This is a genomic window from Kitasatospora sp. NPDC058190, from assembly GCF_042883685.1.
GTDB lineage: Bacteria > Actinomycetota > Actinomycetes > Streptomycetales > Streptomycetaceae > Kitasatospora.
The window spans coordinates 96,731-115,221 of the sequence record NZ_JBHVVI010000017.1 but is presented as its reverse complement, the minus strand read 5'-3'; the positions used below and the strand labels follow the sequence as shown (position 1 = coordinate 115,221).

The 18,491-nt window shown below is 73.3% G+C and carries 23 protein-coding genes; 17 read left to right on the top strand and 6 right to left on the bottom strand.

What is annotated here, in order from left to right:
* Both ACFVWU_RS11185 and ACFVWU_RS11180 read left to right on the top strand, forming a co-directional pair.
* Nucleotides 1–561 (top strand): ABC transporter permease (locus ACFVWU_RS11185; RefSeq protein ID WP_387618096.1); only part of this gene is annotated, 561 nt, incomplete at its 5' end.
* A gap of 63 nt (nucleotides 562–624) precedes the next feature.
* Complete coding sequence (locus ACFVWU_RS11180) at nucleotides 625–1,386, top strand: hypothetical protein (protein WP_387618094.1); 762 nt, start codon at nucleotides 625–627, stop codon at nucleotides 1,384–1,386.
* A gap of 97 nt (nucleotides 1,387–1,483) precedes the next feature.
* On the opposite strand, the gene ybaK is transcribed toward ACFVWU_RS11180, so the two are convergent.
* The 3 genes from ybaK to ACFVWU_RS11165 form a co-directional block, all read right to left on the bottom strand.
* Nucleotides 1,484–1,978 carry a Cys-tRNA(Pro) deacylase gene (gene ybaK / locus ACFVWU_RS11175; protein ID WP_387618091.1) on the bottom strand — a complete coding sequence of 165 codons (495 nt, stop codon included), beginning with the start codon at nucleotides 1,976–1,978 and terminating at the stop codon, nucleotides 1,484–1,486.
* 14 nt (nucleotides 1,979–1,992) lie between these two features.
* The gene (locus tag ACFVWU_RS11170) at nucleotides 1,993–2,721 is read right to left on the bottom strand and encodes an LON peptidase substrate-binding domain-containing protein (protein WP_387618089.1); all 729 of its coding nucleotides are present in this window, start codon (nucleotides 2,719–2,721) and stop codon (nucleotides 1,993–1,995) included.
* An 87-nt stretch (nucleotides 2,722–2,808) separates the two neighbouring features.
* On the bottom strand, nucleotides 2,809–4,386 hold the full coding sequence (locus tag ACFVWU_RS11165) for an oxidoreductase (protein WP_387618087.1): 1,578 nt from the start codon (nucleotides 4,384–4,386) through the stop codon (nucleotides 2,809–2,811).
* A 90-nt stretch (nucleotides 4,387–4,476) separates the two neighbouring features.
* Here ACFVWU_RS11165 and hisD point away from each other — a divergent pair, with 90 nt between their 5' ends.
* The 8 genes from hisD to hisF are packed head-to-tail and all read left to right on the top strand — an operon-like array spanning nucleotide 4,477 to nucleotide 10,261.
* Nucleotides 4,477–5,784, top strand: a complete 1,308-nt coding sequence (gene hisD, locus ACFVWU_RS11160) for a histidinol dehydrogenase (RefSeq protein ID WP_387618084.1) — start codon at nucleotides 4,477–4,479, stop codon at nucleotides 5,782–5,784.
* Nucleotides 5,781–6,881 (top strand): histidinol-phosphate transaminase, encoded by a 1,101-nt coding sequence (locus ACFVWU_RS11155; RefSeq protein WP_387618082.1) that lies wholly within the window; start codon nucleotides 5,781–5,783, stop codon nucleotides 6,879–6,881. The genes hisD and ACFVWU_RS11155 overlap by 4 nt, the downstream gene beginning before the upstream one ends.
* A 6-nt stretch (nucleotides 6,882–6,887) precedes the next feature.
* Nucleotides 6,888–7,481 carry an imidazoleglycerol-phosphate dehydratase HisB gene (gene hisB / locus ACFVWU_RS11150; protein WP_360505447.1) on the top strand — a complete coding sequence of 198 codons (594 nt, stop codon included), beginning with the start codon at nucleotides 6,888–6,890 and terminating at the stop codon, nucleotides 7,479–7,481.
* Nucleotides 7,478–7,630: a hypothetical protein gene (locus ACFVWU_RS11145; RefSeq protein WP_380609354.1), complete on the top strand. Its 153-nt coding sequence runs from the start codon at nucleotides 7,478–7,480 to the stop codon at nucleotides 7,628–7,630. Before hisB ends, ACFVWU_RS11145 begins: the two co-directional genes overlap by 4 nt.
* Before the next feature lie 39 nt (nucleotides 7,631–7,669).
* Complete coding sequence (hisH, locus tag ACFVWU_RS11140) at nucleotides 7,670–8,305, top strand: imidazole glycerol phosphate synthase subunit HisH (RefSeq protein ID WP_387618079.1); 636 nt, start codon at nucleotides 7,670–7,672, stop codon at nucleotides 8,303–8,305.
* A 20-nt stretch (nucleotides 8,306–8,325) separates the two neighbouring features.
* Nucleotides 8,326–9,051, top strand: coding sequence for a bifunctional 1-(5-phosphoribosyl)-5-((5-phosphoribosylamino)methylideneamino)imidazole-4-carboxamide isomerase/phosphoribosylanthranilate isomerase PriA (gene priA, locus ACFVWU_RS11135; RefSeq protein WP_380609355.1), 726 nt, complete (start codon nucleotides 8,326–8,328; stop codon nucleotides 9,049–9,051).
* Nucleotides 9,048–9,494 (top strand): RidA family protein, encoded by a 447-nt coding sequence (locus ACFVWU_RS11130; RefSeq protein WP_387618076.1) that lies wholly within the window; start codon nucleotides 9,048–9,050, stop codon nucleotides 9,492–9,494. The genes priA and ACFVWU_RS11130 overlap by 4 nt, the downstream gene beginning before the upstream one ends.
* A complete protein-coding gene (gene hisF, locus ACFVWU_RS11125; protein ID WP_387618074.1) occupies nucleotides 9,491–10,261 on the top strand; it encodes an imidazole glycerol phosphate synthase subunit HisF in 771 nt (256 codons plus the stop codon). The genes ACFVWU_RS11130 and hisF overlap by 4 nt, the downstream gene beginning before the upstream one ends.
* A gap of 60 nt (nucleotides 10,262–10,321) precedes the next feature.
* Here hisF and ACFVWU_RS11120 read toward each other — a convergent pair whose 3' ends face one another.
* Complete coding sequence (locus tag ACFVWU_RS11120) at nucleotides 10,322–11,101, bottom strand: VOC family protein (RefSeq protein ID WP_387618072.1); 780 nt, start codon at nucleotides 11,099–11,101, stop codon at nucleotides 10,322–10,324.
* 489 nt (nucleotides 11,102–11,590) lie between these two features.
* On the opposite strand from ACFVWU_RS11120, the gene aspS reads away from it, so the two are divergent.
* Entirely contained in the window at nucleotides 11,591–12,901 is a 1,311-nt protein-coding gene (gene aspS, locus ACFVWU_RS11115) for an aspartate--tRNA(Asn) ligase (RefSeq protein WP_387618070.1), read from the top strand.
* Nucleotides 12,902–12,966: 65 nt separating this feature from the next.
* On the opposite strand, the gene ACFVWU_RS11110 is transcribed toward aspS, so the two are convergent.
* Both ACFVWU_RS11110 and ACFVWU_RS11105 read right to left on the bottom strand, forming a co-directional pair.
* Nucleotides 12,967–13,611 (bottom strand): TIGR03085 family metal-binding protein, encoded by a 645-nt coding sequence (locus ACFVWU_RS11110; RefSeq protein WP_387618068.1) that lies wholly within the window; start codon nucleotides 13,609–13,611, stop codon nucleotides 12,967–12,969.
* 9 nt (nucleotides 13,612–13,620) lie between these two features.
* Nucleotides 13,621–14,208: a hypothetical protein gene (locus ACFVWU_RS11105; RefSeq protein WP_387618066.1), complete on the bottom strand. Its 588-nt coding sequence runs from the start codon at nucleotides 14,206–14,208 to the stop codon at nucleotides 13,621–13,623.
* A 133-nt stretch (nucleotides 14,209–14,341) separates the two neighbouring features.
* Between ACFVWU_RS11105 and hisI the strand changes: the two genes are divergently transcribed.
* From hisI to ACFVWU_RS11075, 6 genes are all read left to right on the top strand, one after another.
* Complete coding sequence (hisI, locus tag ACFVWU_RS11100) at nucleotides 14,342–14,713, top strand: phosphoribosyl-AMP cyclohydrolase (protein ID WP_387618064.1); 372 nt, start codon at nucleotides 14,342–14,344, stop codon at nucleotides 14,711–14,713.
* A 40-nt stretch (nucleotides 14,714–14,753) separates the two neighbouring features.
* A complete protein-coding gene (locus tag ACFVWU_RS11095) occupies nucleotides 14,754–16,277 on the top strand; it encodes an anthranilate synthase component I (RefSeq protein ID WP_387618062.1) in 1,524 nt (507 codons plus the stop codon).
* A gap of 20 nt (nucleotides 16,278–16,297) precedes the next feature.
* Nucleotides 16,298–16,789 (top strand): Uma2 family endonuclease, encoded by a 492-nt coding sequence (locus ACFVWU_RS11090; protein ID WP_387618060.1) that lies wholly within the window; start codon nucleotides 16,298–16,300, stop codon nucleotides 16,787–16,789.
* Nucleotides 16,786–17,391: a TIGR02234 family membrane protein gene (locus ACFVWU_RS11085; protein WP_387618058.1), complete on the top strand. Its 606-nt coding sequence runs from the start codon at nucleotides 16,786–16,788 to the stop codon at nucleotides 17,389–17,391. Before ACFVWU_RS11090 ends, ACFVWU_RS11085 begins: the two co-directional genes overlap by 4 nt.
* A 138-nt stretch (nucleotides 17,392–17,529) precedes the next feature.
* Nucleotides 17,530–17,802, top strand: a complete 273-nt coding sequence (locus ACFVWU_RS11080; protein WP_387618056.1) for an HGxxPAAW family protein — start codon at nucleotides 17,530–17,532, stop codon at nucleotides 17,800–17,802.
* Nucleotides 17,803–17,892: 90 nt separating this feature from the next.
* Nucleotides 17,893–18,333: a DUF2752 domain-containing protein gene (locus tag ACFVWU_RS11075; RefSeq protein ID WP_387618054.1), complete on the top strand. Its 441-nt coding sequence runs from the start codon at nucleotides 17,893–17,895 to the stop codon at nucleotides 18,331–18,333.
* Nucleotides 18,334–18,491 lie beyond the last annotated feature (158 nt).

Here is an 18,491-nt window from a genome sequence, read left to right as displayed (position 1 = left end):
GTGCTGGTGGTGGCGTTCGTCGCGCTCAACCTGCTCGCCCAGTACTTCGGGAAGCTGCGGGCCACCGGGGGCCTGGACCACTACGGGACGCTGCCGGTGCCGGCCGCCTCGGTGGTGCTCGGCGCGGCCGGCGCGTACGCCTCGTTCACCCTGCCGGGGACGCTGGTCACCGCGGGCATCGGCGCGGTGATGTTCGGGCTGCCGCTCGGGCAGCTGTGGGTGCTGCTGGCGGTCGTGCCGCTGGCCGGGGCCGCGCTGTCCGGTCTGGGCGCGGCCTGCGGGCTGCTGGCGCCGCGCCAGGAGATCGCGACGATGCTGGGGCAGCTCGGCATGTCGGCGGCCCTGCTGCTGGGCGTGCTGCCGGTGGACCACCTGCCGCAGCCGGTGCTGTGGCTGCGGGACCTGCTGCCCTCGACGTACGGGGTGGAGGCCTTCGCCCGGACCTTCGCGCCGGACCCTGACTGGACGATGGTCGCGGCGGACCTGGGGGTCTGCGCGGCGGTCGGCGTGGTGTCGCTGGCGCTGGCCACCTGGGCGTACCGGCGGGCGGTCGCGCGGTAGGGCCTGCGGCCGATGCCCGGGCGGTGGGGCCGTTCGGGCGGCCGTCGTGAAACGATGGGGCCTGTGACCGTACCGAACACACCTCCGGATCCCGCCCACGCCGACGTGGAGGCGGAGCCGGGCGCCGTGCCCGACCCGTTCGCGCCGCCGCCGGTCTCGGACGAGGAGCCGCCCCCGGGTATGCCGGAGGCCCCGCCCGTGGTGGAGCACCCGCTGCTGGCGGAGCTGCGGATCGGGGCGGGCGTCGTGGTCGTCTGCCTGCTGGTCGGACTGGCGATGGCCGGGCTGTGGGTCTGGCTGGCGCCCAAGGTGCCGCTGCTGGTGGACGGCGACCGGATCCTCTACGCGGACCCCGAGGGCGAGCAGCGGGCGGGCGCCGACGCGGTGTTCGTGCTGATCGCGCTGGGCGCCGGGATCGTGACGGCGCTCGGGGCCTTCCTGGTGACCCGCAAGCGCGGCGGCGGCATCGCGGTCGCCCTGGGGCTCGCCGTCGGCGGACTGCTCGGGTCGATCGGCGCCTGGCGGATCGGACGCTGGCTCGGGCCCAGCGACAACCTGATCGCGGAGGCCCGGCGGGTCGGCAACGGCGGGCACTTCGACGCGAGCATCGACCTGGGGGCGCTGGGGGCGCTGCTGGTGTGGCCGATGGCGGCGATGGTGGTGCTGCTGGCGCTGTCCGCGGCGTTCGGCAAGCGGGAGGAGGACCCGCCGCCGTACTGGGGGGCTCCGGCGGGGACGTACGGGGCCCCTGCGGCTCCCCTCGCGGCTCCTCCGGCGGACCAGGCTCCGGCGGACGCGGCCGCACGGGAGCGCGGGAAGGACTGAGGTTCTCCCGGCCGGGCCGGGTTACTGGCGAGGCGGAAGGTCGGCGGTCCGGTACGGGCCGGGCCGGGCCTTCCGCCTCGTGCCGTTTCCCGGGCCCTCAGCGGGCGATGGCGGCCGTGTGGGCCCGGGTGAGGGTGATCAGGTCGGCGGGGGCCAGCTCGACCTCCAGGCCCCGCCTGCCCGCCGAGACGTAGACCGTGGGGTGGCCGAGGGCGCTGGCGTCGATCACCGTGCGCAGCGGGCGGCGCTGGCCGAGCGGGGAGATGCCGCCGAGGACGTAGCCGCTGCTGCGCTCGGCGGCGGCCGGGTCGGCCATGGCGGCGCGCTTGCCGCCGACGGCGGCGGCCAGGGCCTTGAGATCGAGCTGGCCGGCGACCGGGACCACGCCGACGGTGAGGGTGCCGTCCACGTCGGCGACCAGGGTCTTGTAGACCCGCTCGGGGGCGACGCCCAGGGCCTCGGCGGCCTCGCCGCCGTAGGAGGCGGCGGCCGGGTCGTGCTCGTAGGCGTGGACGGTGAAGGCGACGGCGGCGGTCTCCAGGGCGACGGTGGCCGGGGTGCCCTGGCCGCCCTTCTTGGGCTTCTTGACCATGCGGGGGTCCTGGGTCAGTTGGGGCTGAAGGACTGGCGGGTGAGCTCGACGGCGGGGAGCGAGGGCAGCCAGCTGAGGACGGCGCTCTCACGGCGCAGCAGGTCGAGTTCGGTGCGCAGCCGCTGGGCGGTGTCGGGGCAGGCGAGCAGCCGCTGCTTGACCGGGGTCTCGAACACCGAGGCGGCGGCCACCAGGTAGGAGAGCACCTGCGGGTCGTCGGGCAGCTGCGGGCGGCCCATGGTGGTGGCCTCCTTCGCCCCGGCCAGGCGTTTCTGGTAGACCCGGAAGGCCCGCTCGACCTCGGAGGCCAGGGCGCCGGAACCCTCGCCGGACTGCTCCTCGATCGGCTCGATCTCGCCGGTCAGGTACGGACCGGTGACGTCCACCGAACGCAGCCAGAACCGGGTGGTGCCGGTGACCAGCAGCTCGTAGCGGCCGTCGGACTGCTTCTGGGCGGAGGAGACGTCGGCGACGCAGCCGACGTGGAACAGCGCCTCCAGCGGGTCGCCGGTGACGGTGCCCAGGCCGTCGAGCGGGCCGGCCGGGCCCTCCTCGGGGCGGACCGGGGCGACCTCGCGGCCGTCCTTGATGGCGAGCACGCCGAAGCGGCGCGGCGCGTCCTCGGGCTGTTCGAGCAGGTCGGCGACGAGACGGCGGTAGCGCTCCTCGAAGACGTTCAGGGGCAGCACGAGGCCCGGGTAGAGCACGGTGTTCAGCGGGAAGAGCGGCAGCCGTTCTGTCACGGCGGACAGCGTAGTTCCCCGGACCCGGGCCTTGTCGCCCGGTTGACGCCGTCCACGGTGTCGGGCCGTAAGAAGCCGTCCCCGGTGTCAGCCCCGCTGGAGCAGCCGGGTGGCGCCCGCCACCACGGTGGAGGCGAGCAGCCAGCCGATCACCACCAGGCCGGCGGAGATCCACTGGGCGATCCCGCCGGGGTTCCAGGCGCCCTGGTTGAGGTCGACGATCGGCAGCAGCTGGTTGAGGGTGTACAGCACCGGGCTCCAGTGCGGGTGCTCGTCGGGCTTGAGCGGGTCCAGCGGGTGGGTGGCGAACCACACGCTGCCGAGCGCCCAGGCGAGCAGCAGCCATAGGCCCGCCCGGCCGGGGCGGTAGCCGTAACCGACGGTGACGTCCTGGACCCGGCCCCAGATCCGGGCGGGCAGCGGCAGGGTATGGCGGCGGCGGCGCTGCTTGGCGTACAGCACCTCGCGGGCGTCGTCGTCGGCGCCGTCGCGGCGCAGGGCGGCGGCGAGCTGCTCGTAGGACTCCGGCTGGAACTCCACCGAGGAGCCCTCCAGCCAGGCGATCCGCTGCTGGACGGTGAAGGGCCGGACCGGGCGCAGGTTCTCGTAGACGAAGCCGGTCAGCCCCAGGTGCTTGCCGCGCGGCCAGGCCTCCGGGACGTCGACCAGGTTGCCGACCCGGGCGCGGGAGAGCGAGACGGTGCCGGTGGGGCGGATCCGGCAGGTGAAGCGCAGCTCGGGGGTGTGGATGCGGCGCAGCGACAGTTCGTCGTCACCCTCCAGGTGGAATTCGCCGGAGATCAGGCAGGCGGCCTCGAAGCGGGCATCGGACAGCCGGACCTGGCCGTAGGCGCGGAAGGGGGTGCTGGGGGCGCCGGGCGGGGGGCTCTGGCCGTAGCCGGAGCCGTAGTAGCTGCGGGAGCCGAACCAGCCGCCGTCGGCGGAGCTGGTCAGGTAGAGGGTGTGGCCGACGACGATCCGCACGGCGTTCAGGCAGACGCGGTTCTGCGGGTCGGCGTGCAGTTGGGCGCCGCGCAGCGAGAGCCGGCCGCCTATTCGGGCCGTTCGGATGCTCAGCTCGCCCCGGACCTCGATGCGTTCGGCCTCGAAGTCCTGGTGGACGGTCATCCCGTCGGCGGACAGTGCCCGGCCGAAGCGGTCGCAGCCGATCACCGCCTGGTTGAGCAGCAGGTCGGTGCCGATCTTGGCGTCGGTGAGCCGGATGCCCTCCGGGATCCGGCAGCGGGCCAGGTGGAGGTCGCCGGTGGTGGACAGCCGGGACGCCTCGATCCGGGGGACCAGGCAGTCGACCATCCGGATGGTGCTGGCCTCGGCCTCCGAGATCAGGACCTTGTGCTCGAACCGGCAGCCGTGCAGCTCGACGTACTGCTGGATCCGGCCGCCGGCCAGGTTGAGCGCGCCGGTGACCGTCACCCCGCTCATCCGCAGCGAGGCGACCCGCCCGGGCGCCGCCTCCGGGCCGGCCAGCAGCAGGTGGGCGAGCACCTCGGCGCTGACCGTCCGCCCGGGCCCCCACGGGCTGTCCCCATAGGGGTCGTCGATGTCGGATTGGCCACTTCGGCGGTCGAATACATCCCCTTGGCGGAAGGCCTCCCAGAGTTCCCGCTCGGTGTCGGTCCAGCCCTCTGGAGCGCAATCCGCCATGGTTTACCCGTCCCCCCGGTCGTCTCGCCTTTCGTATCACGGACTGAAATGCGGGACCAGCGGTTCCGGCCACTCCTTACACTGGGTGGCGTGATCTCTCGAATCGACCTCCGCGGCTCGCTCGACGACCCGCGTGACCTGCTGCCCCGTGCCGAGTTCGACGTGGCGGCCGCGCTGGAGAAGGTACGGCCGATCGCCGAGGACGTGCGCCATCGCGGGGTCGCGGCGCTGATCGAGATCACCGAGCGCTTCGACGGCGTCCGGCTGGAGTCGACCCGTGTCCCGGCCGAGCAGCTCACCGAGGCCCTGGAGACGCTGGACCCGAAGGTGCGGGCCGCGCTGGAGGAGTCCATCCGCCGGGCCCGGGCCGTGCACGCGGACCAGCGTCGCACCGGGCACACCACCCAGGTGGTGCCGGGCGGCACGGTCACCCAGCGCTGGGTGCCGGTCGAGCGGGTCGGCCTGTACGTGCCGGGCGGGCTGGCGGTCTACCCGTCCTCCGTGGTGATGAACGTGGTGCCGGCCCAGGAGGCGGGCGTCCAGGGCATCGCGGTCACCTCCCCGCCGCAGAAGGAGTTCGGGGGGCGCGTCCACCCGACCATCCTGGCGGCCTGCGCGCTGCTCGGCGTCGACGAGGTCTACTCGGTCGGCGGCGCCCAGGCGGTGGCGATGTTCGCCCTGGGCACCGAGGAGTGCGCCCCGGTCACCATGGTCACCGGCCCCGGCAACATCTACGTGGCCGCCGCCAAGCGGCTGTTCGCCGGCCGGATCGGCATCGACTCCGAGGCCGGCCCGACCGAGATCGCCGTCCTCGCCGACGACAGCGCGCTGCCCAGCGACGTGGCCGCCGACCTGATCAGCCAGGCCGAGCACGGCCCGACCTCCGGCTCGGTGCTGGTCACCGACTCCCCGGCGCTGGCCGACGCGGTCGAGGCCGAGCTCGCCGTGCAGGTGGCGAAGACCAAGCACAGCGAGCGGGTCGCCGAGGCGCTCGGCGGCCGCCAGTCCGGCATCATCCTGGTCGACGACCTGACCCAGGGCCTCGCCGTGGTCAACGCCTACGCGGCCGAGCACCTGGAGATCCAGACCCGCGACCCGCACGCGGTCGCGGCCAAGGTGGTCAACGCCGGCGCGATCTTCATCGGCCGCTGGACCCCGGTCTCGCTGGGCGACTACGCGGCCGGCTCCAACCACGTGCTGCCGACCGGCGGCTGCGCCTGCCACTCCTCCGGGCTGTCGGTGCAGACCTTCCTGCGCGGCGTCCAGGTCGTCGAGTACGACCGGGACGCGCTGGCGGACGTCGCCGCGCACGTGGTCAACCTGGCCAACGCCGAGGACCTGCCCGGTCACGGTGACGCCGTCAAGGCTCGGTTCGATTGGACGGTTCCCGGCTCGTGACCGCTATTGACGACCTCCCGATCCGGGACGAGCTGCGCGGCCAGTCCCCGTACGGCGCACCGCAGTTGGACGTACCCGTCCAGCTGAACACCAACGAGAACCCGTACCAGCTTCCCGAGGAGCTGGTGGCCCGGATCGCCGAGCGGGTCGCCGAGGCCGCCCGCAACCTCAACCGCTACCCCGACCGGGACGCGGTCGAGCTGCGCGAGGGCCTGGCCGCGTACCTGACCCGCACCACCGGCCACCCGGTCGCGCGCGAGCAGGTCTGGGCCGCCAACGGCTCCAACGAGGTGCTCCAGCAGCTGCTGCAGACCTTCGGCGGCCCCGGCCGCAGCGCGCTGGGCTTCGAGCCCTCGTACTCGATGCACGCGCTGATCTCCCGGGGCACCGGCACCGCCTGGATCTCCGGCCCGCGCAACGACGACTTCACCATCGACGTGGACGCCGCGCTCGCCGCGATCGCGGAGCACCGGCCGAACGTGGTGTTCATCTGCTCGCCGAACAACCCGACCGGGACGGCGGTGTCGGCCGACACCGTGCTGCGGCTCTACGAGGCCGCGCAGGCCGCCCGGCCCAGCCTGGTCGTGGTGGACGAGGCGTACGTCGAGTTCTCGCACCGCGCCTCGCTGCTGCCGCTGATCGAGGGCCGCCCCAACCTGGTGGTCAGCCGCACCATGTCCAAGGCCTTCGGCGCCGCCGGCCTGCGCCTGGGCTACCTGGCCGCCGACCGGGCGGTGGTCGACGCCGTCCAGCTGGTGCGCCTGCCGTACCACCTGTCGGCCGTCACCCAGGCCACCGCGCTGGCCTGCCTGGAGCACACCGACACCCTGCTCGGGTACGTCGGGCGACTCAAGGAGGAGCGCGACCGGCTGGTCGACGCGCTGCGGGCGATGGGCCTGGAGGTGACCGACTCGGACGCCAACTTCGTCCAGTTCGGCCGCTTCGCCGACACCCACGCCGTCTGGCAGGCCATCCTCGACCAGGGTGTCCTGGTCCGTGACAACGGCGTCCCCGGGTGGCTGCGCGTCACCGCCGGCACGCCCGCCGAGAACGACGCCTTCCTGGACGCCGTCCGCAGAGTGATCAAGGAGCTGTAACCCTTCATGTCCCGCATCGGACGCGTCGAGCGCACCACCAAGGAGACCTCCGTCCTGGTCGAGATAGACCTCGACGGCACCGGCAAGACCGACATCTCGACGGGCGTCGGGTTCTACGACCACATGCTCGACCAGCTCGGCCGGCACGGTCTGTTCGACCTCACCGTCAAGACCGACGGCGACCTGCACATCGACACCCACCACACCATCGAGGACACCGCCCTCGCGCTCGGCGCCGCCTTCAAGCAGGCGCTCGGCGACAAGGTCGGCATCTACCGCTTCGGCAACTGCACGGTGCCGCTGGACGAGTCCCTCGCCCAGGTCACCGTGGACCTCTCCGGCCGGCCCTACCTGGTGCACACCGAGCCCGAGGGCATGGCGCCGATGATCGGCAGCTACGACACCACGATGACCCGGCACATCCTGGAGTCGTTCGTCGCCCAGGCCCAGATCGCGCTGCACGTGCACGTCCCGTACGGGCGCAACGCGCACCACATCGTGGAGTGCCAGTTCAAGGCGCTGGCCCGGGCGCTGCGCTACGCCGCCGAGCGGGACTCGCGCGCGGCCGGAATCCTCCCGTCGACCAAGGGTGCGCTGTGAACAAGACCGCGACGATCCTCCTGTTCGTCGGCCTCTTCCTGGCGGGCGGAGTGATCTCCTTCTGGAAGCAGAAGCTGCCGAAGGGCGTCATCCTGGTGCTGGCCTTCGGCTCCGTGATGTGCCTGGCCTCCGGCCTCATGCGCCTGTAGACCCGCCGCCCGCCGCCGAGAGACTGGACACCTGAACACATGGGCAAGAACGTCGTCGTCCTCGACTACGGCTCCGGCAACCTGCGCTCCGCGCAGCGCGCCCTGGAGCGGACCGGGGCGAACGTCACGGTCAGCTCCGACTACGACACCGCGATGGCCGCGGACGGCCTGCTCGTCCCCGGCGTGGGCGCCTTCGAGGCCTGCATGCGCGGGCTGAAGTCGGTCCGCGGGGACTGGATCATCGACCGCCGGCTCGCCGGGGGCCGCCCGGTCATGGGCATCTGCGTCGGCATGCAGATCCTCTTCGAGAAGGGCGTCGAGCACGGCGTGGAGACGGCCGGCTGCGACGAGTGGCCGGGCACCGTCGAGCCGCTGGACGCCCCGGTCGTCCCGCACATGGGCTGGAACACCGTGGACGTGCCCGAGGGCAGCCGGATGTTCGCCGGCCTGGACCCGGAGACCCGCTTCTACTTCGTGCACTCCTACGGGGTGCGGCACTGGGATCTGGAGACCCACAGCGCGCGGATCAACCCGCCGCTGGTCACCTGGGCCACGCACGGCCGGCCCTTCGTCGCCGCGGTCGAGAACGGCCCGCTGTGGGCCACCCAGTTCCACCCCGAGAAGTCCGGCGACGCCGGCGCCGCCCTGCTGACCAACTGGGTCAACACCCTCTGACGAGCTGAAAGTTGTCACTGATGAGCCGCCTCGAACTGCTTCCCGCCGTCGACGTCCGGGACGGCCAGGCCGTCCGCCTGGTCAAGGGCGCCTCCGGCACCGAGACCTCCTTCGGTGAGCCGCTGGCCGCCGCGCTCGCCTGGCAGAACGCCGGCGCCGAATGGCTCCACCTGGTCGACCTGGATGCCGCCTTCGGCACCGGCTCCAACTACGAGCTGCTGCGCGAGGTCACCGGCCAGCTGGACATCAAGGTCGAGCTGTCCGGCGGCATCCGCGACGACGAGTCGCTCGCCCGCGCCCTCGCCACCGGCTGCACCCGGGTCAACCTCGGCACCGCCGCCCTGGAGGCCCCCGAGTGGGTCGCCAAGGCCATCGCCGAGCACGGCGACAAGATCGCCGTCGGCCTCGACGTGGTCGGCACCACCCTGCGCGGCCGCGGCTGGACCCGCGACGGCGGCCAGCTCTTCGACGTGCTGGAGCGGCTCAACCAGGAGGGCTGCGCCCGCTACGTCGTCACCGACGTCAACCGCGACGGCACCCTGACCGGCCCCAACCTGCAGCTGCTGCGCGACGTCTGCGCCGCCACCGACCGCCCGGTGGTCGCCTCCGGCGGCGTCTCCTCGCTGGACGACCTGCGCGCCATCGCCACGCTCGTCGGCGAGGGTGTCGAGGGCGCCATCGTGGGCAAGGCACTCTACGAGCAGAAGTTCACCCTCGAAGAGGCCCTGGAGGCGGTTTCAGGATGACGGATGGTCGGATCGTACGCGGTCAGGTCGTGCGCGGCCGGGTCGGTGGCTTCTCCCCCTGGGAGGAGGAGTTCGGCTACTCCCGGGCGGTCGCCGCGGGTGACCACGTGCACGTGGCCGGCTCCACCGCCTGGGTGGACGGCCGGATCGAGCACGAGGGCGACCCGTACCGGCAGACCCTCGCCGCGTTCGGCGTCGGGCTCTCGGCCCTGGCCGCGTACGGTCTGACCGTGGACGACGTGGTCCGCACCCGGATGTACATCACCCACGTCCGCGACGCCGAGGAAGTGGGCCGCGCCCACCGCGAACTCTTCGACGCCGCACGCCCGGTGGCCACCATGGTGGTGGTCGAGGGGCTGATCGACTCCCGGATGCTGGTCGAGGTCGAGATCGACGCGTACCGTGCCGGGCTGGCAAAGACCCTGGAAGGCAAACAGCCGTGACCCTCGCCGTACGAGTCATCCCCTGCCTGGACGTGGACGCGGGGCGGGTGGTCAAGGGCGTCAACTTCCAGAACCTGCGCGACGCCGGCGACCCGGTCGAGATGGCCAAGCTCTACGACGCCGAAGGCGCCGACGAGCTGACCTTCCTCGACATCACCGCCTCCTCCGGCGACCGGGAGACCACCTACGACGTGGTCCGCCGCACCGCCGAGCAGGTGTTCATCCCGCTCACCGTCGGCGGCGGCATCCGCGCCGTCGAGGACGTCGACAAGCTGCTGCGGGCCGGCGCCGACAAGGTCGGCGTCAACACCGCGGCCATCGCCCGGCCGGAGCTCGTCCGCGAGATCGCCCAGCGGTTCGGGCGGCAGGTGCTGGTGCTCTCGGTGGACGCCCGGCGCTGCCCCGAGGGGACGGAGACCGCTTCGGGCTACGAGGTCACCACCCACGGCGGGCGCCAGGGCACCGGCCTGGACGTCGTCGAATGGGCGGGCCGCGCCGCCGAGTTGGGGGCGGGCGAGATCCTGCTCAACTCCATGGACGCGGACGGCACCAAGGACGGCTACGACCTGGAGATGATCCGGGCGGTGCGCAAGGCCGTCTCGGTGCCGGTCATCGCCTCGGGCGGGGCCGGCAAGCTCGCCGACTTCGCGCCGGCCGTGGAGGCGGGCGCGGACGCGGTGCTGGCGGCCAGCGTGTTCCACTTCGGGGACCTGCGGATCGGCGAGGTCAAGAACGCGCTGCGGGAGGCCGGGCACCCGGTCCGGTGATGCTTCGAACGGTGCTTGTTCGTGTCCGCGAACACGAACAAGCACCGTGTTCCGGTGTCCTCAGGACTCGCGCGGCTCGCCCTTGATCAGAGCGAACAGGGCGCCGTTCAGGTCCGCCAGCCAGGCGATCCGGCCGACGTTGTCCACGTCCGCGGCCGGCATCAGCACCGAGCCGCCGGCCGCCGTGGCCTTGGCGATCAGCGCGTCCACGTCGTTGGCGGCGAAGTACGGCGTCCAGGCGGAGGGCTGGGCCGCGTCCATCGTCGGGGCGATGCCGCCGAAGCCGGTCTGTCGCTGGTCGCCCTCGGCGGTGGAGATCACCCGGTAGCTCATGCCCGGGGACGGCTCGAAGTTCTCGACCCGCCAACCGAACAGGGACTCGTAGAAGTCGTAGCCGCCGTCCTGGTCCTTGGTGTGCAGCTCGGACCAGCACAGCGTGTTGTCCTCGGAGACGGCGTCCAGGCCCCGGGTGTCGCCGGCCTGCCAGACCGCGAACTCGGCGCCCTGCGGGTCGGTGAGGGCGGCGAACCGGCCCTCCTGCATGACGTCCGTCGGCGGGACCCGGACCGTGGCGCCGGCCTGCTCGGCGGCCTTGACGGTCGCGTCCAGGTCCGGGGTGAGGAAGTACGTGGTCCAGGCGGACCGCGCGCCCTGGTCCAGCTTGCCGAGGGCCCCGACCGTCCTACCGTCCAGCTGCAGGAATCCGTAGCCGCCGGCCTCGGGGACCTCCTGGAAGGTCCAACCGAAGACCTTGCGGTAGAACTCGGCGGTGGCCGGGATGTCCGGGCAGCCCAGGTCGATCCAACAGGGCGAGCCGGTGGGGAAGTCGGTGGTGAGCATGACGTGGTGCCCCTTCGACGGAGAGTGACCGAGGCGGTTCCGTCGGGCGCGCACACGCCCCTGCCCGGCCACCTGCGAGTCTGCACCCGGGGACCGACATCCGCAGCGTGGGCACGCGGTGACCCGTGGATCGGGCGTGTCGGCGCCGGCGCGGGCCGGCGACTCGAACGGATTTTCTTGATTGCCGCCGCTGCCCTGCGCTCCGTATCCTGCTGGGCAACGTGTTGACGGAGACGAGTAGCCAGGGATCACGCGAGCAGAGAGAGCCGCCGGAAGCTGGGAAGGCGGTCTCGCGCCCCGAGGCGAAGACCCTCCTGAGCGCGGGGAGGAACGACGCCGCCCGGTGGTCCAATGCCCCGCCGGCCGGCCCCCGTCACCAGGCCCGAATGAGGCCGCCACCGCGTGGCGGCGAAAGTGCGGTGGTACCGCGAGTTGCCCTTCTCGCCCGCACTCCCAAGGGATCATGACGACGTCCTTCGGAGGACCGCGATGATCCACACCCGCGTACGTGTTTCCGACCTGCGAGAACACGTCGGCCGTACCGTTTCCGTCTGCGGATGGGTGAACACCCTCCGCCTGCAGCGCGCGATGCAGTTCGTCATCGTGCGGGACGACACCGGCATGGTGCAGGTGACCCACAAGCGTGACGACGGGCCACTGGAGGCCCGGCTCGAAGCCCTCACACCCGAGTCCGCCGTGAGGATCACCGGCCGCGTCGTCGACGCGGCCCAGGTCAAGCTCGGCGGTCTGGAGATCGTCCCCGAGGCGGTCGAGGTCCTGAACCCGGCCGCCACGCCCCTGCCGATCGACGACCGCACAGGCCCGGAGCAGCGGCTGGACTGGCGCTTCCTGGACGTGCGCCGCCGTCCCGCCACCCGGCTGCTGTTCGCGGTGCAGACCACCCTCGAACAGGGCATGCGGGAATACGCCTACGCGCAGGGGGCCACCGAGATGCACACCCCCAAGCTCATGGGCACCGCCTCGGAGTCCGGCGCGGAGGTCTTCGAGCTCGGCTACTTCGGCCGCAGCGCCTACCTGGCGCAGTCGCCGCAGTTCTTCAAGCAGATGGCGATCGCGGCCGGCGTCGACAAGGTCTTCGAGATCGGGCCGGTCTTCCGCGCCGAACCGTCGTTCACCTCCCGGCACGCCACCGAGTTCACCGGCGTCGACGTGGAGCTGGCCTGGATCGACGGGGTCGAGGACGTGATGGCGTTCGAGGAGCGGATGCTCGCCCACGCGATCGCCAAGGTCGCCGACACGCACGGCGAGGCGATCGCCGAGCACTTCGGCGTCGAGGTCACCGTGCCCACGACGCCCTTTCCCCGCATCACCATGGCCGAGGCGCAGGAGATCCTGCGCAAGGGCGGCTGGGACCCGGCAGGGGTCAAGGAAGACCTGGACCCGGAGGGTGAGCGGGGCATCTCGGCCCACATCAAGGAGGCCACCGGGCACGAGTTCGTGATCGTCACGCACTACCCGGTCGGCATCCGGCCCTTCTACCACATGCGGCCTGCCGATGACTCGAGTGTGACCTTGAGCTTCGACCTGCTGTGGAAGGGCCTGGAGGTCACCACCGGCGCGCAGCGCGAGCACCGGTACGACGTGCTGCTCGAGCAGGCCGCCGAGAAGGGCATGAGCACGGAGCCGATGCAGGACTACCTCAACGCGTTCCGGTACGGGTGCCCGCCGCACGGGGGCCTCGGCATGGGCCTCGGCCGGGTGCTGATGACCATGCTCGGCCTGCCGTCGATCCGCGAGGCGACCTTCCTGTTCCGTGGGCCGAACCGGCTCACTCCGTAACCCGGTTGAGGCCGCGTCCCACGGCACGGGCCGGAACCTCGTGTCGTGGGACGCCCTCTTCGGAGCTATTTCGGCGGCAGCGGCAGGACGTGGCGGAGGGCCTCGACGGCGTCCGGGGCGCCGTCCACGTCCAGGACGGTGCGGGCGCCGCGGCCGTAGGTGAAGAGGACGAGTTCGCCGGGGTCGCCGGTGAGGTGGACGGTCGGGGCGCCGGCGGGGCCGACGGTGAGGGACCGGCCGTCGGGGCGGCTGAGGGTGAGGCGGACGGGGGAGCGGCGGCCGGCCTCGAGGCGGGCGATCAGGGGGAGGCGGCGCCAGAGGGCTTCGGCGCGGCCGGGCGGGACGGGCTGGGCGGTCCAGTCGTCGCCGGCCCGGGCGACGTCCTCGGCGTGGACGAAGTACTCGATGGTGTTGGCCGCTTCGTCGGCGCCGGGCAGGGCGAAGAGGGAGAACAGCGGCGGCCCGGCGCGGAAGAGTCGGACCAGTTCCTCGTACGGCCGCTCGGCGTAGCCGTCCTGCACCCGCTGGGTCCAGCCGGCCAGGGCGCCGACCCGGATGCCGGCCGCGGCGTCGGCGCGGCGCTCCCGGATGACCAGGTGGGCGGCGAGGTCCCGGGTGGTCCATCCGGCACAGAGGGTGGGGGCGTCCGGCCCGGCGGCGGTGAGGAGTTGGGCGAGGCGGTGACGTTCGGCGAGGGCGTGGTTCGACATGGTGTCAGCCTAGGGGTGGAGCTGTCCGGTCAGCTTGGGGCCGCCCTGCTTGTTGCTGGCGGTCAGGGTGCAGGTGTAATCCCGCCAGCCCTGCTGGTAGTTGGCCATGGCCGGACCGAACTGCCGCGGGTAGTAGGTCTTTCCGTCGCTCTGCCGGGCCTTGGCGGCGGTCTCGGCGTCCTTGCAGCCGTCCCGCATGGCGAGGGCGATCGGGATCTCGCCGGTCAGCCCGTCGGCCAGTTTGAGGTTGGCGATGACCTCGCCGTCGTGCTCGCCGGTGCAGGGCCGTTGTTCGGCCTTGGTGATCACCGGGCTCAGCTGGGGGTGGTCGAAGCAGGTGCCCACCGGGAAGAAGGCGTACGGCGGTTGCGGCCTGGTGGGGGTGGGCGTCGGGGTGGGGGTCGGTGTCGGAGTCGGCGTCGGGGTCGCCGAGGGCGGGGGCGGGGGCGGCGCGGCGGCCGGCTTCTTGTCCTCCGGCCAGAGCAGCACGGTGGCCACCACCGCGAGCAGCACGGCCAGGACGGCGGCGACGGCGATCACCAGGCCCCGGGACGGACGGGAGGCGGCGGCTTCGGGCGGCTGCTGCTCGGAGGTCATGGCCACGAGGATGGCCCACCGGGGCCACGCCCGGCAGGCGGTTGGCGGAACTGACCCCGAACGGGCCGCCCCCGAACCGTTCGCCCCCCGGACGGGACGCCGGGGGCGCCGGACGGGCTGACACAATGGCCCCATGTCCACCACACCCGCCGCCCCCGGCACCACCGCCCTCGACCCCGCGATCGCCGCCCGCCTCAAGCGCACCGAGGACGGCCTGCTCCCGGCCATCGCGCAGCAGTACGACACCGGCGAGGTGCTGATGCTCGGCTGGATGGACGACGAGGCGCTGCACCGCACCCTCACCACCGGCCGCTGCACCTACTGGAGCCGCAGCCGCCGCGAGTACTGGGTCAAGGGCGACACCTCCGGCCACGCGCAGGCGGTCAAGTCGGTGGCGCTCGACTGCGACGGCGACACCCTGCTGGTGAAGGTCGACCAGACCGGCGCGGCCTGCCACACCGGCGACCGCACCTGCTTCGACGCCGACGTGCTCCCGCTCGCCTGACCCCCGCCCCCGTCCACAACTCCAGAAGGTGCCGCCCCGCATGGACCTCGAAGCCTTCCGCAAGCTCGCCGTCGACACCCGGGTGATCCCGGTCACCCGCAGGCTCCTCGCGGACGGCCTCACCCCGATCGGCCTCTACCGCAGCCTCGCCGAGGAGCGGCCCGGCACCTTCCTGCTGGAGTCCGCCGAGCAGGGCCGCAGCTGGTCGCGCTACTCCTTCGTCGGCGTGCGCAGCGCCGCCGCGCTGACGGTCGGCGAGGACGGCGACGCCCGCTGGCTCGGCACCCCGCCGGTCGGCATCCCGACCACCGGAGACCCGCTGCAGGTGCTGCGCGCCGCCCTGGAGGCGCTGCACACCCCGCGGCACGCCGACGACGGCCTGCCGCCGCTGACCGGCGGCCTGGTCGGCTACCTGGGCTACGACGTCGTCCGCCGGCTGGAGAAGCTGCCCGACCTCAACCCGGACGACCTCAAGCTGCCCGAGCTGACCATGCTGCTCGCCACCGACCTGGCGGTGCTCGACCACGCCGACGGCACGGTGCTGCTGATCGCCAACGCCGTCAACCACAACGACCTGGCCAGCGGTGTGGACGAGGCCTACGCGGACGCGGTGGCCCGGCTGGACGCGATGGAGGCCGACCTGCTCAAGCCGGTCGACCCGGGCCTGGCCACCTTCACCCCGGCCGGCCCCGGCGAGGTGCACTCGCCGTTCGGCGGGGCGCCGTACCGGGCCGCGGTGGAGGAGGTCAAGGAGCGGATCCGGGCCGGCGAGGCCTTCCAGGTCGTGCCCTCGCAGCGCTTCGAGGCGCCCTGCCCGGCCTCCGCGCTGGACGTCTACCGCGTCCTGCGCACCACCAACCCCAGCCCGTACATGTACCTGTTCCGCTTCCCCGGGCCGGACGGCGGCGCCGAGGGCGGCTTCGACGTGGTCGGCTCCAGCCCGGAGGCGCTGGTCAAGGTCACCGACGGCGAGGCGATGGTGCACCCGATCGCCGGCACCCGGCACCGCGGGGCCACCCCGCACGAGGACGCGGCGCTGGCCGCCGAGCTGCTCGCCGACCCCAAGGAGCGGGCCGAGCACCTGATGCTGGTCGACCTCGGCCGCAACGACCTCGGGCGGGTGTGCGAGCCGGGCAGCGTCGAGGTGGTCGACTTCATGCAGATCGAGCGCTACAGCCACGTGATGCACATCGTCTCCACCGTCACCGGCAAGGTCGCCCCCGGGCGGACCGCCTTCGACGTGCTGACCGCCTGCTTCCCGGCCGGCACCCTCTCCGGCGCGCCCAAGCCCCGGGCGATGCGGATCATCGAGGAGCTGGAGCCCACCCGGCGCGGCCTGTACGGCGGCTGCGTCGGCTACCTGGACTTCGCCGGGGACTCGGACACCGCGATCGCGATCCGCACCGCGGTGCTGCGCGAGGGCACCGCGTACGTGCAGGCGGGCGCGGGCGTGGTGGCCGACTCCGACCCGCACGGCGAGGACACCGAGTGCCGCAACAAGGCGGCCGCCGTGCTGCGGGCCGTCGCCACCGCCAATACGCTGCGGAGGCCGGAACTGTCCTGAGGAGTGAGGAGGCGGCCGGGATGCCCGAGGTGCCGTACGACGAGCTGCGCTGGGGGGTCGTGTTCGGGGCTGCCGTGCAGTTCGAGGAGCAGCAGGTCGGCCCCGGCCGGGTGCTCTCCGGCGTGGTGGTCGACTTCCCGGCCGCGTCCGGCCCGATCGCCCCGGACCTCGTGCTGCTCGACCCGGGGGCCGGCCGCGGCGCCCGGGGCCGGTACGGCGCCGCCGACGTGGCGGCGGTGCTGGAGGTCGCGCACCCCGGCCGGGACCACGCCTGGGCGCGGGCCTGCGCGCAGAGCGGTGTGCCGCTGTACGTGGTGGTCGACCCGGCCGCCGCCGACTGCACCGTGCACACCGCGCCGGATCCGGGCGGGGTGTACCGGGAGGCCGAACGGGTGCCGTTCGGCAACGACCTGTTCCTGCCGCTCGGCGGCCGGACGGTGGTGCTGCGGACGGACGAGTTCCCGACCCCGGGTACGGACCCGGGTGTCGGCCGGGGGATAGTGGACGGGTGACCGCTGCAGACCAGACCCCTGCCCCCGCTTCTCCCGCCACGTCCCCGGCCGGCCGCCGCACCCTCGGCGTGATGCTGCTGCTGACCGTGCTGGGCGCCGTGCTGGTGCTGACCGCGGCCGGGCGGGACTGGGCCGAGGGCCGGGCCGGCACCCTGGACGTGTCCGTCACCGGCGGCAAGATCTCCGAACTGCCCGGCGGGCTGGCCCTGGTGGGCCTGGCCGCGGCCGTCGCGGTGTTCGCGGTGCGCGGCGTCGGCCGGCTCGCGGTCGGCGCGCTGACCCTGCTGGCCGGGCTCGGCGCGGCCGCCGCCTCGGTGGCCGGGGCCTCGGACACCGCCGCGCTGGACTCCGCCGCCTCCGGCAAGCTGGCGCTGGCCGGCTCGACGGCCACCGAGGTCTCGCACAGCGCCTGGCCCTGGGTCGCCCTGGCCGGCGGGCTGCTGCTGGCCCTGGCCGGGCTGGTCACCCTGCGCTACGGCCGCGGCTGGCCGGCCATGGGCAGCCGCTACGAGGCGCCCACCCGCAAGGCCCCGGTGAAGGCCGATACGCCGGGTGACCTGTGGAAGGCCCTGGACCGCGGCGAGGACCCCACCGCCGTCTGAGCCCGAGCGGCACATGTGACGCGATAGACCCGCCACCCGCTTTGGGTCGCCCGCGTGTGGCCCGGCACAATGGAACCCGTCAACCCGCCGGCGGCCCCGCAGGCCCGGCTGGGCCCCGAGAGCCTAGGAGCACCATCGATGGCAGCAGCAGCACACGGCCACAACCCCGCCGCCTGGACCGGCGTCGTCATCTCCTTCGCCGGCTTCGGCATCGCGGGTGTCGCGATGATCCTGCCGTCGCCGCTGCTGGTCGTGGCCGGTCTGGCGGTCGTCCTGGTCGGCGGCATCATCGGCAAGGCCATGTCGATGGCCGGCATGGGCAAGCAGCCGAGCACCAACGTGTACAAGTCGGTCGAGGAGCAGACCGCGGCCCGCAAGGCGGCCCTCGAGGCCCGTGCCGTCGCCGCCTGACGACAGGTACTCCTTTCGCACAACCGAACGGCGGGCGCGCCACGCCCGCCGTTTCGTTCTGTCCGGGCCCGGCGCGGGCACAATCGGGGCGTGAACGCCGCCCCCACCGCCTCCGCCCCGCCGCCCGTACTGCGCCGGCTGGGCCCGCCGCTGGCCGCGTTGGCGGCGGTGGCCATTCCCGCCGGGTACGTCGCCGTGGTGGACCCGAACGCCCGCGGGCACTACCCCGACTGCCCCTTCCTGACCGCCACCGGCTGGTGGTGCCCCGGCTGCGGGGGCCTGCGCTGTGTCCACGCGCTGGCCCACGGGGACCTCACCGGCGCCCTGCACGACAACGCCGTGGCCGTGCTGCTGTTCGGCGTCCTGGCGGTGCTCTGGCTGCGCTGGGGCTGGGCCGCGCTGACCGGCGGGCCGTCGCCGAGGGTCTCGGTCGGGGCCCGGCGCTGGGCGCTGATCCTCCTGCTGGTGCTGGTGTTCACGGTGGTGCGCAACCTTCCGGTCGGGGCGGGGCTGGCACCGCAGTTGGTCTGAGCCGGTCCGCGCGGGGACGTCCGGCGCCGTGGCCGGTCTGAGCTGGGACGCAGGGCCGGTGGGGGAGGAAGCCGACGGCCGCCGAAGGGAGCGTCCCGTTCCGCGAGACGCGGTTCGGGCGGATGCGCGGCGGGCGAGTGGGTGCCGATACCATCGAA